This window comes from Lentilactobacillus farraginis DSM 18382 = JCM 14108, from assembly GCF_000583655.1.
Classification (GTDB): Bacteria; Bacillota; Bacilli; order Lactobacillales; family Lactobacillaceae; genus Lentilactobacillus; species Lentilactobacillus farraginis.
In genome coordinates, this window is record NZ_BAKI01000047.1 from 1 (window position 1) to 17,466 (window position 17,466).

Genomic DNA, 17,466 nt, shown 5'->3' on the forward strand with positions numbered 1-17,466 from the left:
CAATATAATATATTTAATAAAAAATGGCACATCTCCATATTAGATTAAATTTTCATTAAAAGCAATGTGTCACTCAACTTTTTTGCTCATCATTTTCCAAACCGTAACGGTTACTAAAACCAACGATTCGTCTTTCTTTGACGATGTTTTAAAACGCCCTATTCCATTCTCATTATTACAACCAAATTCTGAAAAAAAGATTAACGCCAAATTTAAGCGTTAATCCTGATTTAAACCATTAATGTTACCAACAGCTTTTATTTAGTTCGATAAATCTTACTCCAATCCCATTCAGGTGATTCCGGGAAGAACTGGATTCCCTTAATTCCCGGTTTCACTAATTGTGGAACAGCGGCTTGATACAGTGGCACGATGCTTCATCATTAGCTAACACTTTCTCGGCCTTCACCATGTCACGCCAACGTTGTTGTGGTCGATTGGCATCCTTTCCCTCAGCCGCTTCAACCAACCGGTCATACTGTCGATTCGTCCACTTCCCATTATTATAAGAACTGTGAGATGTCATATTCGACAAAGACGTCATTGGATCCGGATAATCCCCTGTCCAACTGCTGAGGACCATTTGGAATTGACCATTTGCCGAGCGGGTCAATCTGGTTTTAAATGGCAAATTTTCAACAGCGACATTAAAGCCGGGAAGTTTGTCCAATTCGCTTTGAATGAACTCGGCGCTTCGTTTGCCGGTATCGGTATCATCCGCCAACAGCGTAAAGGAGACCGTCTTTTTACCGGTTTGCTTTAATCCCTTCAGCCATAATTTCTTAGCGGCTGCCGAATTAGCAGTCACGGCAGACTTCACATAGGCATCATCAGCAAAATCCCGACCATTTCGACTGCCAAGTCCCAAGGCCACGAAGCCTTTTGACGGGGTGGACCCGTCTTGGAGGACTTTCTTGGTAAACTGGTTGCGGTCGATACTTAATGAAATTGCTTTTCGAATATTGTGATTCCTAAAGAACGGATACTTCTTCTGATTCATTTCCATAAACCACATCTGCGCATTTTTACGAATGTGTAACTGCTTATTGTGGCGATATTGCTGAACCTGTTGGCCGCTTAAAATTGCAACGTCCAACTTGTTGCTTTGATACTGGTTAACAACCGTTGAAGGGTCTTTTTCGACTTGAAACTTGATTTGATCCGGCTTAACAGCTGATTTATGCCAATATTGGTTATTCTTAACCAGCGACCAGGTGTCATTGGTTCCCGTCCACCCCGTCAACTTAAATGGTCCGTTATAAACCATATCCCGGCTGGTTGTCCCGTACTTGGCGCCGAATTTTTTAACGGCCGCCTGACTTTGCGGGAAAAAGTACGCCTGTGATACCAAATACTTAAAGTAACTCTGGGGCCTCGTCAAATGAACGACCAGTTTATAGGGGCTCTTAGCAATGGCCCCCAGTTTGGCTGGCGCCATTTTTCCCTGATTAATGGCCTTGGCGTTTTTGATATGATCAAACGTATAAGCAAATTCGCCGGCAGTTTTAGGGGTCACGGTCCGCCGCCATGAATAGACAAAATCTTTAGCCGTCACCGGTGTCCCATCACTCCATTTGGAATGTCGCAAATTAAACGTCCAGGTCAAGCCATCCTTTGAAACATGGTAGCTTTTAGCCACACCGGGAATCAGCCGGTTGCCTTTAACCATCCGCAGCAACCCTTCATTGGTCCCGTTAAGGGTTGTGTCCGAAATCATATCTGTCATTTTGGAGACATCCATCGATGACAATTCGCTTGTCTGCATCCAGGTTACTTTGTTTTTAACCTGGTTTGATGATTTCGACGCCCCACATCCGGCTAACACCAAGCTAATCAGTAGACCAGCCGATCCGATTCTTACTCCTCGCCCGATTCTTTTCAAAATCTACACTCCTCGTATAATGCAATTCCTAGGCTGCTACCCAACAGCAGGTAATTTAAATTTTAGTCAATCAGGCGCTATTTATCAATTTATAATTTAAGGTTGGTAATTCGATTTGGCAATAATCCATTTGCTATATCTCAAGTACCAGGCAACCCATTTTATCAGTCACTGGTTTAACTTATAGCAATAATAAAAAAATGCTTTGACATTTCTGCCAAAACATCTTTAAACTATTATTCAGCTGACAATCAGATATCAGACAGGTCCCGACCATGCCGACTGCTCACCGCTGTCGACATCCCGTCCTTTAAAACGTCGTCAACTATTTAACAGTAACCTTACTCCAATCCCACAATGGTGCCGTTGGAAAGGCTTGGATACCCTTAACACCTGGCTTAACAAGCTGTGGTTGGGCTTGTTGATACAATGGAATAACCCCTTCCTGGTTGGCTAACAACTTACCAGCCTTTACCATGTCATTCCAGCGGCTGATGGATTATTGGCATCCTTGCCCTCGGCATCGGTCGTCAAACGGTCATATTCCTTGTTCTGCCACGGCCCGTTGTTATAAGCATTGTTGGATTGCATTAACTGCAGGAAGGTGATCGGATCTGGGAAATCAGCAATCCATTCCGTAACCACCATATCAAACTGGCCGTTTTGTGAACGGGACAACCGGGTCTTATATGGAATGTTGTCATTGTGAATCTTCAGTCCCGGTAACTTGGTAAACCGACTCTGCAGATACTCGGTTGTCTTTTTACCAGCATCGGTATCATCAGCCATCAGGTTAAAGGAAACCGACTTTTTACCAGTCTGCTTAAGCCCCTTTGCCCAGTATTTCTTGGCCAATGCCAAATTGGATTCAACTGCGTCCTTTTCATAAGCAGCATCTGCGTAGTCCTCGCCATTTCTGGTCGACATATCGGCTGCAACAAAGCCTTTGGCCGGCATAGAGCCGTCTGCCAAAACTTTACCGGTAAACTGCTTGCGATCAATCGTTAGCGACAAAGCCTTTCTTATGTTAAGATTCCTGAAGAACTTGTACTTGTGCTGGTTCATTTCAAGATACCAAGTAGCAGCGTTGCTTCTCAAAACATAATCTTTATTGGTCTTATACTGTTTAACCTGTTGACCGCTAAGCGGGGTTACCTGAACTTTATTATCCTGGTATTGATTCAGGAAGGTTTCCGGCGTCTTAATAACCTGGAAATTAACCTGGTCTAATTTGACCTTCTTGGCATTCCAATACTGCTTATTCTTAACCAAATGCCACGTATCATTCGTACCGGTCCAGCCGGTCATCTTGAATGGCCCGTTATAAGCCATGGCTTTACTGGTAGTGCCGTATTTGGCACCATATTTTTTAACTGTTGTTGCTTTTTGTGGGAAAAACTCAACGTCGGCAACCAGATACTTGAAGTAACTTTGCGGCTTGTTAAGGGTAACAACCAGCTTGTAATTTCCCACTGCCTTAACGCCCAACTTAGTAGGCGACAACTTCCCGGAATTGATTTTGGTAGCATTCTTAATGTTTGCAAATATGTAAGCATATTGGCCAGCCGTCTTGGGGTTGACTGTTCGCTGCCATGAGTAAACAAAGTCTTTGGCAGTCACCGGCGAACCATCGTTCCACTTGGAATGCCGTAAATTAAACGTCCAGGTTTTACCATCCTTGGAAACCGTATAATTCTTTGCAACACCCGGAATAACCTTGTTATGTTCTGCCATTCGCAATAACCCTTCATTAGAGTTATTCAACGTTTGGGCACCAATTTGATCGGTTACCTTTGAAATATCCATCGTGGTCATGTTACTTTGTTGGACCCAGTTCAGCTCATTTTTCTTAGATTGTGAGTTGTTTGAACCACACCCAGCCAGCACCAATGCCGAAAGCGCAGTAACGCCACCCAACTTAGCAAATGATTGTAACTTCATCTAAACACCCCTTCGAATATGTAAATAAAATGTGAACATATTTAATGATAGGTTAGATTTTAATGAAAATCAATAGTCGTTCCAATATTTATATCAGTACGTTTCTAACTAAATACCAGTACAATCATCTCATTGTTTAACCAGTTATTCATTCCCGATAACAGCCTTAAATTAGTAAAATAAAAATTTTAAATCGAATTTTAATTAACTCTCAATCGCTTACAATTACATTCTGATGTCAAAAGGACAATTGTCTACTATTTTTTTACACTTGTGTGCTATAATTGAACACGAACTTTAGAGGAGGAACTTTTTTGGACTTAACACAAACACTGACACCGGTCGTTACCATCGGGCTTAGCCAACATCCTAACAGTTTTGACTATGCCATGACCGAATTAAACAACTTGGTTCAGGCTAATAATATGGACGTCGTCGAAACTTTGGTTCAAAAGTTGGATAAGCCGGATCCGGCGACCTACTTCGGTAAAGGAAAAATTGAAGAACTCACTCAAGTGGTAATTGATGATGGCGTTAAAACCATTGTGGCTAATGATGAACTTTCACCCAGCCAAATTCGAAATATTGAAAAAGCTACTAAAGCGCGAATCATTGATCGAACCGGTTTAATTTTGGAGATTTTTGCCAACCGGGCCCAGTCCCGGGAAGCCAAGCTGCAGGTTGAACTTGCCAAGCTCAAGTATCAACTGCCACGGCTTCATACCAGTGCCAGTCAACGACTTGACCAGCAAACCGGTACCAGCAGCGGCGGTGGTTTTACAAACCGTGGGGCCGGTGAATCGCAATACGAGTTGGATCGACGAACCTTGGAAAAACGCATTACCCACGTTAACCGTGAACTAAAGGAAGCCGGTAAGGCCGATCAGATCAAACGAAAGCAACGTGATAAGAGTGACATACCGACGGTAGCTTTGGTAGGCTACACAAACGCCGGTAAGTCAACAATCATGAACGGCATGATTAACCTGTATGGTGAAAATGATGACAAACAGGTGATGGTCAAAAACATGCTGTTTGCAACTTTGGATACCTCGGTCAGAAAATTATCACTTCCTGATCAAAAGAAATTTTTATTGAGCGATACGGTCGGGTTTGTCAGTCAGCTCCCCCATCAACTTGTTCAGGCTTTTAAATCAACCTTGGCTGAAGCTGCCAATGCTGATCTGTTGGTTCAGGTAGTCGACTACGCTGACCCCCATCGTGACATGATGATTAAAACAACTGAAGAAACCTTGAAAGAAATCGGTGTCGACAACGTGCCAATGATTGTCGCCTTTAATAAAGCCGACAAATTGGACGTTACCTTTCCAACCAGGGAAGGCGATAATCTGATTATGGCCGCTAACGATACCTCGTCTCTCAAGGAACTTGCAGCAATTATTAAAGAAAAAGTTTTTAAAACTACCAGACGTTGTCGCTGTTGATTCCCTTTGATAAGGGCGACGTTGTTTCCTATTTAAACGATAACACCAACATCCTTAAAACGGACTATCGTGACAATGGTACTGTCATCACAGCCGAATTAAACGATGTTGACGCAAAGCGTTTTGGAAAATACGTTCTCGCAGCAGAATAATTCTGGTTCTCCGAATGAAAGAGAGGAAGAAAATCAATGAAGCAGCAAAAAGAAGTCTCACTTGATCGTGACCTCGGCCTTTGGTCAGCGTTATCACTGGTAATTGGTACGATTATCGGTGCCGGTGTCTTTGTTCGGCAATCAGCCGTTCTAGACGATGCCGGCTCAACTACCATGGGCCTTTTAGCTTGGCTGGCAGGGGGTGTGCTTACCATCACCGCCGGATTAACCATCGCGGAAATTGCGTCTCAAATGCCGGAAACCGGTGGCCTTTATGTTTATATGGAAAAAATCTATGGCCGCATCTGGGGATTTCTGTCCGGCTGGATGCAGATTATCATTTACGGTCCAGCCATGATTGCGTCACTCGGGGCTTACTTAGCCATTCTATTATCGGACTTTTTCGGTTTTCCAAGTAAGTACAATGCTATTATTGCAATTGGCACCATTATTTTAGTTGGTATCTTAAATCTATTCTCAAACCGGTACGGTGCAACGTTTGCCATTATTACCACTTTGTGTAAATTGATCCCGGTTGCTGCGCTGATTATCTTCGGCCTCTTCTTTGGTAAACAAGGCGCGGTGGGTCAAAGCATTTCGGAAGTTCACCAATCCGCCGGTAACTTTGGGGTTGCCATTTTAGCAACATTATTTGCCTTTGATGGTTGGATTCTGATTGCCAACCTGGGCGGTGAAATCAAGAATCCCCGCAAACGGCTGCCACAAGCCATTACATTCGGAATTCTGGCCGTTTTGGCTATCTATATGCTGGTTTCCTACGGTGTCTACCGGGCCATTCCGGCTGAAAAAATTCACAGCATGGGAACCGGGGCGATTCCGTTTATTGCCACAACGGCCTTTGGCGATGTTGGTGGTAAAATTCTTAGTATCGGGATTATTATTTCAATCGTCGGCTGTATGAATGGTAAAATCATGACTTTCCCACGGATTATGTACGCAATGGCCAAACGAAACCAATTGCCGTTCTCCAGGACGCTGGCTTACCTGCATCCAAAGTCCCACACACCAATTTTCTCAACAATTGCGGAATTGGTCATTGTGGCACTTATGATTATTTTCTCCAATGCAGATCGGCTGTCTGAGTTATGTATCTTTACGGTTTATTGCTTCTACGTGATGGCATTTGTCGGCGTCTTTCTGCTAAGAAAACGGAATCCGAACCAGCATCGGGTTTTCTCAACGCCACTCTTCCCATTAACGCCAATTGTCGCAATCGGTGGTTCATTATTCGTGATTGCCAGTGAAATTGTTTCCGATTTACCTGGCGTCCTAACTTCCTTTATCTTCGTTGCTGTGGGCGTACCGGTCTTTTATTACGAAACCAAGAAACACGGTATCGTTGAACCCCAAAATGAGGACGCGCCGATTGAAGAAGATGAAACGGATAACAGTGTTAAAAGTAACGGTTAATCAGACTTGTCCGGTTTAAATTAAACATGATTCTTAAAGAGTCGACGCTGCGTTTATTCGCGTCGGCTTTTTAACGCTGTCTGAATTTGTTGACATAGCAATGAAGCCGCAGAATCCGGTGCTAATTTTAGAACTTTCATGGTAAATCCTTTATCATAGGTATTATAAACTGATAAGACGACTAACCAATCAAATGTTAGAAGGTGACAAATTGACTTTTATCCTGTATCAGATGGAATGGGTGCTTCGACTGCTGGTTGCTGCTATTTGCGGCGGCCTCATCGGTTTCGAACGAAAAGCCCGACTGAAAACTGCCGGCATTCGGACTCACATGCTGGTGGCAGTGGCTCTGCCCTGTTCATGATTGTTTCAAAATACGGCTTCTTTGATTTGACCGGCCACGCCAACATTGGCTTGGACCCATCACGAATTGCCGCGGGCGTCGTTTCCGGAATCGGGTTCATCGGTGCAGGCGCAATCATGACTCGAAATAACCAGATTGACGGGCTGACAACCGCCGCCGGGCTTTGGGCAACTGCCGCTATTGGCTTGGCGATTGGCGCTGACATGTATATTATCGGGACTGCCGGGACGCTGTGTATCCTGGTCACTCAGACCATTGTCCGGCGAATCCGGGCCTTAAAGCGGTATCCCAACCGTTCACTGCTCCGACTTGAAGTCACTTTGTGCGGTCAGTTGGCGGAAATGGATCAACTGCCGGAACGGCTCAGAGCTATTGGCAGCTTGCATATTCAAATGCGAATTTTAAAATACGATCCCAACTCGTTTACCTTGGGCATCACGGTTCGGCTCAAAAAGCGGATCAGTCCCAACGGTTTCATCAAAAAGATGACCAGCTTTGCCGATGTAAAAGAAATTGAAGTTATTGATTAACCTTAACAGTTAAATAGCCACTACAGCGAAAAAAGATCCGGTCAGAAGCTGATTTTTATCAGTTTCTGACCGGATCTAATTTTATATTGGTTTAATGACGACTATTGCCGAGTAGAAGTGTCTACCGAAAGGCAACTTCCTGTCCCACGCTTGAATTAAGCCAACGCAAATGTTAATCCTTAAGCATCATTGGCACTTTCAACCACTTCATCAGCCTTGGCCTTTTTATTGCCGCCACCGATTCGTCTTTCAAGATACTTCGAAAATAACGATAAAGAGTAGCACACAATGAAGTACATGACCGCTAAAGCAAGAAACATTGGAATCGTATAATTGGTGTTTTGCCCATAAATAATTTGGGCGTGATTCATCAAATCCGGTAAGACAATGATAGTTGCCAACGAGGTATCCTTAACCAATGAAATAAATTGACTGACAATTGCCGGAATCATATTTCGAATCGCCTGGGGCAGCACAATATATCGCAGCGCCTGCCAGTAGCTTAAGCCATTGGCCCGGGCCCCTTCCATTTGACCAACCGGAATCGACGCGATTCCTGCTCGAACAATTTCAGCAACCATCGCTGCTTCAAAGACCGCCATGCAATTACCGACGCCCAAATTGGATCAGGTTTGAAGCCCAAATGCGGCAAGCCAAAGTACGTAAAGAAGATAATTAAAATCAAAGGCAGATTTCGAATAATATCAATGATAAAGCCAACAATGGCAGAAAGATATTTAATTTTAACGTAACGGACAATCCCCAAAATTACACCAAATATGTAACTCAGGACAATTGAGCAGACAGAAACCAAAATCGTTACCCAGGCTCCTTCAAGGAGAAACCTGATATTAACCCACGAATAGGCACCTAAAACAGTTAACATATGCTATTCCTCCCCTAAGCCAATTTCTTTTCGAGATGCCGCATGTAATAGCTTAACGGCAGGGTCAACACCAGGTAAAGCAGTCCAACACAAAGGTACGTACTCATACTTTTAAGTGAGTCGGACGCGATAACGTTGGCCTGATACATTAAATCAAAGCCGGCCACAAAGGCAAGCACCGACGAATTCTTAACCAGGTTGATAAACTGATTACCCAACGGTGGAATAACGTACCGGAACGCCTGTGGCAAAATAATATACCGCATTGACTGCCAATAACTCAAGCCATTAGCCCGGGCGCCTTCCATTTGACCGGGATCCACAGACTGAATTCCTGACCGCACGGTTTCGGCGATAAAAGCCGATGAATAAAGTGTCAACCCGATTGTGCCAGACGCAAAACCACTGATTTTAACAATGTACATCGGAATAACCACGTAAAAGAACATTGTAATAACCAATAATGGAATGTTTCGGAAAACTTCAATGTAAACTCGGGCAATGATTCGAGCCGCTTTGTTCGGCATCGTCTCCATAATCGCAAATGCAGAGCCGATAATTAACGCAAAGATAAGTGCAATAATACTGCACAAAAGCGTTTGACCAAGGCCGGTCAATAACTCACCGCCATAATTTTGAAAAATGCTGATCATCGTTCTGCCCCCTTCATATCAAAGCCACGAACATTATGGAACCATTTATAAATCAATTTATTGTATTGACCCGAATTTTCAACCTCGGTCAAGGCCTTATTAAGCGCATTGTGGAACGGCCGCTGCCCTTTGGCTGTCGCGATACCGTATGGTTCTTTGGTAAAGGTACCGCCAACAACGGAATAACCAGGATTTTCAATTGACATCCCATAAAGAATCCCGTTATCAGTTGTTAAGGCATCCCCTTGGCCTGACTTCAAAGCCGTTAATGCCTGCGAATAATCAGAGAGCTGCAAAACCCGAGCCTTTGGTGCGAATTTCTTAATATTTTGCACCGAATTCGAACCGACAACCCCTAATACAACGGCACCGTTACGGTTTAGATCCTTCACGTTTTTAATTGAGCTGCCGTTTTTAACCAGGATTGCCTGGCCGGCATCAAAATAGGACCGGGTAAAATCAACCTGTTCTGCCCGTTGCGGCGTAATTGTCATGGTTGCCATAATGGCATCAATATTCCCATTTGCCAACAAGGGCATTCTGGTTTGACTGGTTACTTGAATGAAACGGGCTCGACCGTTTTTTCCAAGTATCTTTTTGGTCATTGCCTTGGCAAGGTCAACTTCAAAGCCCTTAATTTGATTATCTTTAACATCCATCAAGCCGAACAGCTTGGTGTCGGCTTTAACACCCCAAGTAATTGTGTTGGATTGTTGATCCTCTTTCAAAACATCGCGTTTTGAACCGGACGTGCTGTTGCTGCAAGCTCCCAGCGAAACCACCATGAGCATTAAGGCAACAACCAATCCAATCTTTGATAAGATTTTTTTCATGATGTTTCCTCCAATTTAACGTTTTAGTGAGTAATAATCTTCCCAAGAAATTGGCGTGCACGCTCATTGGATGGTTCACCATCAAAGAATTTTTCACTGCTGTCGTCTTCCAAAATTCGACCGTCATCCATAAAGACAACCCGGTTGGCCACTTCACGGGCAAAGCCCATTTCGTGAGTCACCACTAACATGGTCATGTCGGAATCCCGGGCAATGTCTTTCATAACGTTCAAAACATCGTCGATCATTTCAGGATCAAGGGCACTGGTTGGCTCGTCAAACAACAAACACTTTGGGCGCATTGCCAGTGAACGGGCAATCGCAATTCGCTGCTGCTGGCCACCTGAAAGCTGTGCGGGCAGCTTTTCTGCCTGACTGCGCAACCCAACCCGATCTAATAATTCCAACGCAATTTTGCGGTTTTCGTCCTCTTTTCGATGAAGCACAATTCGGGGCGCCAGCATAATATTTTCCATAACCGTTTTATTGGCATATAAATTAAAGTGTTGAAACACCATGCCGACATTTTTACGAATACGGTTAATATCAGTTTTTTTATTGGCCAAATCCTGACCATTAACAATTAATTTTCCCTTTTGAATTGTTTCCAAGCCGTTCACCGTTCGAATTAAAGTGGATTTCCCCGATCCTGAGGGGCCGATTAAAACAACCGTTTCCCCCGCTTCAATCTTCAGGTTAATATCTTTCAACGCATGGAAACTGCCGTAGTACTTTTGTACATCTTGAAATTCGATCATTGCCATGTTATTTTCCTCCAGTAATTGACAATATTAGAATTGCCTAAGAAATGAATCTATCTCCAGTTTAGGTTAAAAGCAACATCAGGTCAAAAAAATGTTACATTAATTTTAGCTGCTTGTAATATTTTCTATCATTCACGGTTTACCGCTCTTCAGACACTGCTTTCACATAGTAAATAACCTAACAAGTGATAACTAAACTAACCAAATCAAAATCAGAAAAGAATATCGTTAAATTAATCTAATGTATAACAATTTTACAGGAATTTTTTCAAAAAGAAAAGTCAGGCGAATAAAAATACTCTCCAAGCCGGCAGCCAAAAGAAAAAGCCGACCCAAGGGAATCCCGTTGGGCCGGCTTTTTCAGCCACTTCATTAAATTAATTCAGGTAATCACTACGCCTGCTTTTTATACGCGACGCTTGCCCGTAATGTATAGTCTTGCGGATGCTCCAAAACACCTGCCCGGCCGATTTCTTTATAAGGACCGCCAAATAACTCGACGGACGCCAAATAAAGTCTTAGATCGGATAGGTCAACTGAACGAATCGACTGCAGGCCCACCCGCTTAATTGACCCGACCGGATACGTTTCGGCCTGATTCATTCCAGCATAAACAATTAAGGATTCTCCCTGACGCTTCATTTCAAAATACGGCAGCATAACACCCTTACCAATCGCATAAATCGGCTTGCCACCGTTAATCTTCAGCAGTTCATAGACTTTGCGATCACTCATGCCATTATAATCAGCTCGAAATAATTGCTGTCGTTCCATTTGGGCAACCAATCGATTGAGATTTAACTGCTCGGCAGGTGAAATCGCCAGTTTGGCCGGTAGAACATGCTGCTCATCAAAAATGCCATTGGCAGCATTGTTTTTCCGGTTATACGGTTCCTGAAGAATCGTATTACCCATCTTGGAATTGGCCTGAATTTCTTTTTCGTGCGGTTGCAGATGCAACATCCGCGCCAACTTCGGCGAGATGTCGAACCACGGTTGCTTTTTTGTAAAATAGTAAAAGAAATTACAGATTAGAAAATACAACAGAATAAGTGAAACGGCCAACAATAATAAGCCTTTGGAATAATACTTGTTCTGAAGAAACCGAAAACTAATATAGAACAAATAAATATTCCCAAGAAAACCCAGAATCGTATAAATTCGGCTTTTAACCGTCACATTAATATTGAAGTAGCCGAGATAATGGTTAACCATATCTAAAAAACTAAACATTATTGGGCACCTCCAGTATTTTGCTGCGTCGTCGTATTATTGTCAGTTGTCCCGTTTGTTGGGCTGTTATTGGTTGTCGTGCCGGTATTGCCCGTCGTGTCATCATCGGTTTGGCCATTGGTTGTCTGATCATTTGTCGTATCATCATTGGTATTACCAGTGGTTCCTGTCCCGGTAGTGTCGGACTTCTTCGTTGAACCAGTCGTTGTATTCGACTTTGAACTGGATTTATTCTTATTGGTTGTAGTTGACTTCTTGCTTGTCGTACTACCGGTCGTCCCCGTACCGGTAGTAGTATCGTCCGTGTTCTGATCGCCGCTTTCATTTACATCGGAAGAGGCCTTCTTCGCGGAGGAAGATGCCTTTTGCTTTTCTTTTTCAGAAGATGCTTTAGCAGCCTTTTCGGATGATTCCTTAGCCTTTTCAGAAGATGTCTTAGCTTTGTCTTTATCATCATTGGTACTGGTATCCGTCTTTTTAGGCGTGGATTTACCATAAATTGAGTTGGTTAAATTCTTTTGGCTGGTGGTTTGAGTGGCGTTGGGGGTTCCCTCACTAGTCCCGGTGACCTTGTTAGCCACAACGTTCGTCGCACCAAGTGCCAAACAAATTGATAAAATTGCAAATGGCGTTACTAATGGCGGAATTCGATTATCCATTCAAAAAACTTCCTATTCTCTAAATTAGTAAACCACATTATCGCACAATTTCTTCAACAAAGCTTGAATTTTTGGTTAATTATTCCTTAAATTATCAGCACATTCTGGGCATAATCCATAAATTTGAAACAGATGGCCCGTAATTTCACAGCCGTCAAGCTGGCTGGTAATCGTGTCACTTAAAGGACAATCCGCCAATTCAATCACCTTGCCGCAATTACTACAGATAAAGTGGTGGTGATGCTCATGCTGAAAATCGCATTGGAATTTGACCGACGCCCGGTCACCCTGGATCTGACGTTCAACAATCCCCAGGTCGCAAACTCCGAAATATTGCGATAGATGGTATTGTGGCTCATTTTCGGAAAAGTCTGCCGCATAAAATTATCAATGCTGGTTACCTCCACAAAATGCTTGGTGGCTGTATTTACCAGGTACTCCAACATTGCTTTGCGTTGCTTGGTTATTTTAAAGTTGTTGTTTTTTAATAAACGAGTTGCTTGTTCAATTGCTGCAGGCATTAAAATCACCTTTACTTTTTATTGACTAAAGTTGCTCACTAGTAATAATTACTATTTGTCATTCTATTTATCGTACCATAAAGCACCGAGACGAACAACAATTCTATTCTTCTGTCAAATACTTAGCGACAATCTTGTCCACCTGCTCCTTGGTTTGCCTCAAGTCGGTATTGACAATCTGATAGCTTTGCCGATTAGCGGCTCTGGCAGTTCCAAATCCCGGGTATACTCTCGGCTTTTAATCCGTTTGGCGACCATCGTGGTATCATCACCACGAATTTGCATCCGTTTTTTTAAGGTTTCAGTATCGCCGACCTTTAAAAAGATAATCACTGCCTGGTCACCCAGCTTACGTTTGTAGGTAACGGCGCCCGCGCCGTCCAATACGATGCAGGCAAACGGGTTCTTCTGCCAAGCGCTCTGCAGGCCTTCGTACGAAGAACCATAGTAGTTGCCGGCGTACAACACGGATTCCAGATAATGATGCTTAAAAAAGGAATCGCCGTTTTCAAAGTAGTAGTCGACGCCATCCGTTTCATTTCCCCGGGGTGGCCGGGTAGTATGGGTAATCACCCGGGGCATCCCGTACTTTTCATGTAAATAATTTCGAATCGTGGTTTTCCCACTCCCGGCTGCACCGGTAATCACAAAAACTCGATTTTCCATTGCACGCTAATCCCCGATTCCCTCTTTGGCTCGAATATATTGATCCGCATTTTTTAACAGCTGTTTCAAATTATCATAAGTTAATTTATCATAGGCCGCTTCGTAATCAAACCAGCCAAACGAATTAATCTCTTCAATCTGGCGGGTTATCTTAACGTCCGGGGCAACCTTGCTGACAAAGAATGTGACGGACTTATGATGGCCGTTTTTCATATCGTATTCAACCGTTTCTTTAAAATCGGTATCAATCCGAGTTGCCAAACTGGTTTCCTCTTTAATCTCCCGCACTGCCGTTTGAACCAGATTTTCATGTGGTTCAACGTGTCCCTTGGGTAATCCCCAAAAATCATCCGTTGCACTTTGCAACAATAGATAGCAAATTTCGCCGTCCTGGATATTATAAACGACGGCACCGCTTGCATATTCAGTCACCATTTGGCATTCTCCTCCCATAACTGTCTTCACTTTATTCATTTTGATCAATACGCTTTAAACACCATTTTAATAGTACCGGTGCAATAATGGTCGATAAAACAATTACAATAATAATTTCCGAGTACAGGTTTTCTGCCAGCAGGTGGGCGGACAAACCAATTTGGGCAATAATCAATGCCATTTCTCCTCTTGACACCATTCCCGAACCAATTGCCAGTGCCGACGACCAGCTCATTTTAGTTAAGACTGCGCCCAACGCGCCGCCGAATAATTTGGTAATAATCGCTAAAATCGTCATCACCATTACAAAAACCAAGTTATCCAGCAAGCTGCCAAACGTCATGTCCAGACCGATGCTGACAAAGAAGATCGGGATAAAGAACGTATAACCAACTGAACTGACACTATTAGATACTTCGTCTTGAAAGCGGGTTTGAGAAACCGCCACGCCGGTAAAAAAGGCCCCGACAACCGCGCTTAAGCCAATTAAATCAGCCAACCAGGCCATTGATAGACACAGTACCAAGGAAACAATCGGCACCGCGCCCCGAACCGGCAGCCGATGAGCCAGCCTTAGAATAATCGGCACCAGCCACTTAACGAGAACAACCACGCCAACAAAGTATAATAATTGAAGCAGGGTTGATTGAATCAGATTCATTTGCTGCGATTCCCCGACACCAAACGAACTGACGAAGACACTCAGCAAAATCACGGCAATGATATCATCTACCACGGCCGCACCTAGAATTGTCGCGCCTTCCCTTGTATTCAAGCTGCGATATTCCCGGAGTACTTCAACGCTGATTGAAACGGAAGTCGCTGCGAAAATAACGCCCCAGAAAATGGCGTCTTCAAACGATTGCCCCATTATCCGACCGTATATATAGAAGATAACCATCGGGAAAAGCACACCGATCATCGCCACGTTCATCGCCGGCCTGAAATATTTTTTTAGTAAATCCAAATCACTTTCAATACCGGCAATAAACATCAGGATGATCACCCCGATTTCAGATCCGACATGCATCAAGTGCGTATTCTGCAGTATGCCAAAAACGCCTGGTCCCAAAAGCACGCCAACCAACAGCTGACCAATCACTGCCGGCATGGCCAATCGTTGACTAATAGCCCCCGCCAACAATGTCGCAATTAAAATTAATGCAATTTGCCCGATATAGCCCATTCAACACCCGCCTTTCGCTATGATTAATTACTTTTATGATACCATCTAATCGATACTTATCACCATGAGAATGTTTCCGATTTTCAACAATTATCGTCAAAATAATGCTTTTTGCTGACAAATTCCAAAAATAAAAAAGTTAATTTTTAAGCCTGTAGTCGTTACCCAGCTTACGTTAGAGCGATAACTACTTTGAAAATAATCAAATAACCGGTTAATAATCCTTGCTATTTATCCAAGGGGCGGGTATAGTTAACATCAATGTATGAGTTAACTTCGAAATTTGGTACGGCGTTTTCAAAGATGTCTCCTTACTTCAAAAGTTTCAAATGCAAAATATATATTGCGCACAGCGCACGGAGGTTTCATCTTATGGAACAAGGTACAGTTAAATGGTTCAATAGCGACAAAGGTTACGGTTTTATCACACTTGATAACGGATCAGACGTATTCGTTCATTTCTCAGCAATCAATACTGATGGCTTTAAGACTCTTGAAGAGAATCAAAAAGTTACCCTTGATGTTGAAAAAGGCGACCGTGGCTTACAAGCAGCTAACGTTACACCTGCTTAAAGCTAATTAAATATTAATAATTGTTTTCCGTGAAGAACAATTAAGTAAAAACAACCAATCATTTCGAGCAATCGAGATGGTTGGTTGTTTTTTGTCTACCTTATCTTTAATAATTGGTCGCTTTTGTAATTGCCTCTTGACATAATGTAATGGCCTCGTTACATTTAAACTATCAATTATTTTTATTTACGAAATTTGGGGGGCTATTAATTGATTAAAAACCGGCTTAAAATTCTGCGGGCAGAACGTAATTGGACACAGGCAGCATTAGCAAAAAAAGTAGGCATTTCAAGACAAGCCGTTATTTCCATTGAAAAATATAAATACACGCCTTCTTTGGAATTAGCTTTTGACATTGCCCTTGCCTTTAACGTCCCAATTACTGACGTTTTTCAAAAATCGGAGGTTTAACATGATACAATTATTTTTATTGGTTTTAATCCTAATCGCACTCTTTTTCACTTTATACCTTTCACACTACAAAGCATCTCAAAATATAAAATATCAAAATGATGAACGTTGGAAATACATTCAATTAAAATCAAATCAAATCACGCAAAAATACTACGAATTCTTGATGGTTGCTGTCGCAGTTTTGTTAATTTTTAACCTGTTTTTACCAATTCAAATCCATTTTAACCTGGCACGAGTACTACTAATTATTTTCCTTTGCCTTGCATTGGGAAATATTGTTGAAACCATTGCGTTAAAGCATCTGGACAGACGAAATTAAGCTGACACCGCCTTCTCCAAACCTTCAAATTACGGTATAATGTGCCTAATTAAACTTTTATGGAAATTTCAATGTTGATTTCCAATACTCACCGTTGGTGAACTACTCGGCCATGAATGACCGAGCTTCTGGGAACACGAAGTAGTATTTAGGCTGTTACATCGGTATGCCGAAAACCTAACTTACAGAACCCCGCTCTTTTACCATGGCTAGTCCCTAACCAGTAGCTTTTAAACCGCGCTTCAGGATATTAACTGCCGCATTAATATCCCGATCATGATGGGTTTGGCACTGATGACACGTCCATTCCCGAATTGCTAAGGGTTTGGCACCACCATTGTGCCCGCAAGCCGAGCAGATACGGGAAGTGTTGTTGGCACTGACCACCACTAATTGCTTCCCGTACCAGTCACATTTGTATTCCAGCATAACTCTAAATTGATACCAACTGGCATTAGCGATGGCCTTAGCCAAGTGGTGATTGCGCATCAGATTTTTGGTTTTCAAATCTTCAATCACAATCACATCGTACTTTCGAACTAAGCTGTCGTCAGTTTGTGCAGGTAATCCTTGCGCTGG

Annotated in this window: 11 protein-coding genes and 8 pseudogenes; 6 read left to right on the forward strand and 13 right to left on the reverse strand. The window is 42.9% G+C overall.

Annotated elements, in window-relative coordinates:
* Positions 1-257: 257 nt before the first annotated feature.
* A pseudogene (locus JCM14108_RS11860) lies at positions 258-1,882 on the reverse strand (peptide ABC transporter substrate-binding protein).
* 325 nt (positions 1,883-2,207) lie between these two features.
* Positions 2,208-3,823 (reverse strand): annotated as a pseudogene (locus JCM14108_RS11865) (peptide ABC transporter substrate-binding protein).
* A gap of 314 nt (positions 3,824-4,137) precedes the next feature.
* On the opposite strand from JCM14108_RS11865, the pseudogene hflX reads away from it, so the two are divergent.
* From hflX to JCM14108_RS11880, 3 genes and pseudogenes are all read left to right on the forward strand, one after another.
* Positions 4,138-5,420 (forward strand): annotated as a pseudogene (gene hflX / locus JCM14108_RS11870) (GTPase HflX).
* A 36-nt stretch (positions 5,421-5,456) separates the two neighbouring features.
* Positions 5,457-6,851, forward strand: a complete 1,395-nt coding sequence (locus tag JCM14108_RS11875) for an APC family permease (RefSeq protein WP_035181077.1) — start codon at positions 5,457-5,459, stop codon at positions 6,849-6,851.
* A gap of 193 nt (positions 6,852-7,044) precedes the next feature.
* Positions 7,045-7,745 (forward strand): annotated as a pseudogene (locus JCM14108_RS11880) (MgtC/SapB family protein).
* Between the two features lie 179 nt (positions 7,746-7,924).
* Here JCM14108_RS11880 and JCM14108_RS11885 read toward each other — a convergent pair.
* The 10 genes and pseudogenes from JCM14108_RS11885 to JCM14108_RS11930 all read right to left on the reverse strand — a co-directional run bounded on the left by JCM14108_RS11885 (position 7,925) and on the right by JCM14108_RS11930 (position 15,581).
* Positions 7,925-8,631: pseudogene (locus tag JCM14108_RS11885) on the reverse strand (amino acid ABC transporter permease).
* Positions 8,632-8,645: 14 nt separating this feature from the next.
* Positions 8,646-9,284: an amino acid ABC transporter permease gene (locus JCM14108_RS11890; RefSeq protein ID WP_035181078.1), complete on the reverse strand. Its 639-nt coding sequence runs from the start codon at positions 9,282-9,284 to the stop codon at positions 8,646-8,648.
* Entirely contained in the window at positions 9,281-10,117 is an 837-nt protein-coding gene (locus JCM14108_RS11895; RefSeq protein WP_035181079.1) for a transporter substrate-binding domain-containing protein, read from the reverse strand. Before JCM14108_RS11895 ends, JCM14108_RS11890 begins: the two co-directional genes overlap by 4 nt.
* Before the next feature lie 23 nt (positions 10,118-10,140).
* Positions 10,141-10,881, reverse strand: a complete 741-nt coding sequence (locus tag JCM14108_RS11900; protein WP_035181082.1) for an amino acid ABC transporter ATP-binding protein — start codon at positions 10,879-10,881, stop codon at positions 10,141-10,143.
* A 393-nt stretch (positions 10,882-11,274) separates the two neighbouring features.
* Positions 11,275-12,114 (reverse strand): DUF6681 family protein, encoded by an 840-nt coding sequence (locus JCM14108_RS11905; protein ID WP_035181084.1) that lies wholly within the window; start codon positions 12,112-12,114, stop codon positions 11,275-11,277.
* Entirely contained in the window at positions 12,114-12,773 is a 660-nt protein-coding gene (locus JCM14108_RS11910) for a hypothetical protein (RefSeq protein WP_035181086.1), read from the reverse strand. The genes JCM14108_RS11905 and JCM14108_RS11910 overlap by 1 nt, the downstream gene beginning before the upstream one ends.
* Positions 12,774-12,848: 75 nt before the next feature.
* Positions 12,849-13,294, reverse strand: a pseudogene (locus JCM14108_RS11915) (Fur family transcriptional regulator).
* 103 nt (positions 13,295-13,397) lie between these two features.
* Positions 13,398-13,960: pseudogene (locus tag JCM14108_RS11920) on the reverse strand (guanylate kinase).
* Positions 13,961-13,966: 6 nt separating this feature from the next.
* Positions 13,967-14,395, reverse strand: a complete 429-nt coding sequence (locus tag JCM14108_RS11925) for a bis(5'-nucleosyl)-tetraphosphatase (RefSeq protein WP_035181087.1) — start codon at positions 14,393-14,395, stop codon at positions 13,967-13,969.
* A 31-nt stretch (positions 14,396-14,426) separates the two neighbouring features.
* Positions 14,427-15,581: a cation:proton antiporter gene (locus JCM14108_RS11930; RefSeq protein ID WP_035181089.1), complete on the reverse strand. Its 1,155-nt coding sequence runs from the start codon at positions 15,579-15,581 to the stop codon at positions 14,427-14,429.
* A gap of 372 nt (positions 15,582-15,953) precedes the next feature.
* Between JCM14108_RS11930 and JCM14108_RS11935 the strand changes: the two genes are divergently transcribed.
* The 3 genes from JCM14108_RS11935 to JCM14108_RS11945 all read left to right on the forward strand — a co-directional run bounded on the left by JCM14108_RS11935 (position 15,954) and on the right by JCM14108_RS11945 (position 16,887).
* Positions 15,954-16,154 (forward strand): cold-shock protein, encoded by a 201-nt coding sequence (locus tag JCM14108_RS11935; protein WP_035181091.1) that lies wholly within the window; start codon positions 15,954-15,956, stop codon positions 16,152-16,154.
* A gap of 210 nt (positions 16,155-16,364) precedes the next feature.
* The gene (locus JCM14108_RS11940) at positions 16,365-16,565 is read left to right on the forward strand and encodes a helix-turn-helix transcriptional regulator (protein WP_035181092.1); all 201 of its coding nucleotides are present in this window, start codon (positions 16,365-16,367) and stop codon (positions 16,563-16,565) included.
* Between the two features lies 1 nt (position 16,566).
* Positions 16,567-16,887 (forward strand): hypothetical protein, encoded by a 321-nt coding sequence (locus JCM14108_RS11945; protein ID WP_035181093.1) that lies wholly within the window; start codon positions 16,567-16,569, stop codon positions 16,885-16,887.
* A gap of 216 nt (positions 16,888-17,103) precedes the next feature.
* On the opposite strand, the pseudogene JCM14108_RS11950 reads toward JCM14108_RS11945, so the two are convergent.
* Positions 17,104-17,466 (reverse strand): annotated as a pseudogene (locus JCM14108_RS11950) (RNA-guided endonuclease TnpB family protein); the annotation flags it as partial.

Excerpts from the sequence above, each read along its gene's own strand:
- JCM14108_RS11875 (WP_035181077.1), top strand. The coding sequence starts at position 5,457 with ATGAAGCAGCAAAAAGAAGTCTCACTTGATCGTGACCTCGGCCTTTGG.
- JCM14108_RS11910 (WP_035181086.1), bottom strand. The coding sequence starts at position 12,773 with ATGGATAATCGAATTCCGCCATTAGTAACGCCATTTGCAATTTTATCA.
- JCM14108_RS11895 (WP_035181079.1), bottom strand. The coding sequence starts at position 10,117 with ATGAAAAAAATCTTATCAAAGATTGGATTGGTTGTTGCCTTAATGCTC.
- JCM14108_RS11905 (WP_035181084.1), bottom strand. The coding sequence starts at position 12,114 with ATGTTTAGTTTTTTAGATATGGTTAACCATTATCTCGGCTACTTCAAT.
- JCM14108_RS11945 (WP_035181093.1), top strand. The coding sequence starts at position 16,567 with ATGATACAATTATTTTTATTGGTTTTAATCCTAATCGCACTCTTTTTC.
- JCM14108_RS11900 (WP_035181082.1), bottom strand. The coding sequence starts at position 10,881 with ATGGCAATGATCGAATTTCAAGATGTACAAAAGTACTACGGCAGTTTC.
- JCM14108_RS11925 (WP_035181087.1), bottom strand. The coding sequence starts at position 14,395 with ATGGTGACTGAATATGCAAGCGGTGCCGTCGTTTATAATATCCAGGAC.
- JCM14108_RS11930 (WP_035181089.1), bottom strand. The coding sequence starts at position 15,581 with ATGGGCTATATCGGGCAAATTGCATTAATTTTAATTGCGACATTGTTG.
- JCM14108_RS11890 (WP_035181078.1), bottom strand. The coding sequence starts at position 9,284 with ATGATCAGCATTTTTCAAAATTATGGCGGTGAGTTATTGACCGGCCTT.
- JCM14108_RS11935 (WP_035181091.1), top strand. The coding sequence starts at position 15,954 with ATGGAACAAGGTACAGTTAAATGGTTCAATAGCGACAAAGGTTACGGT.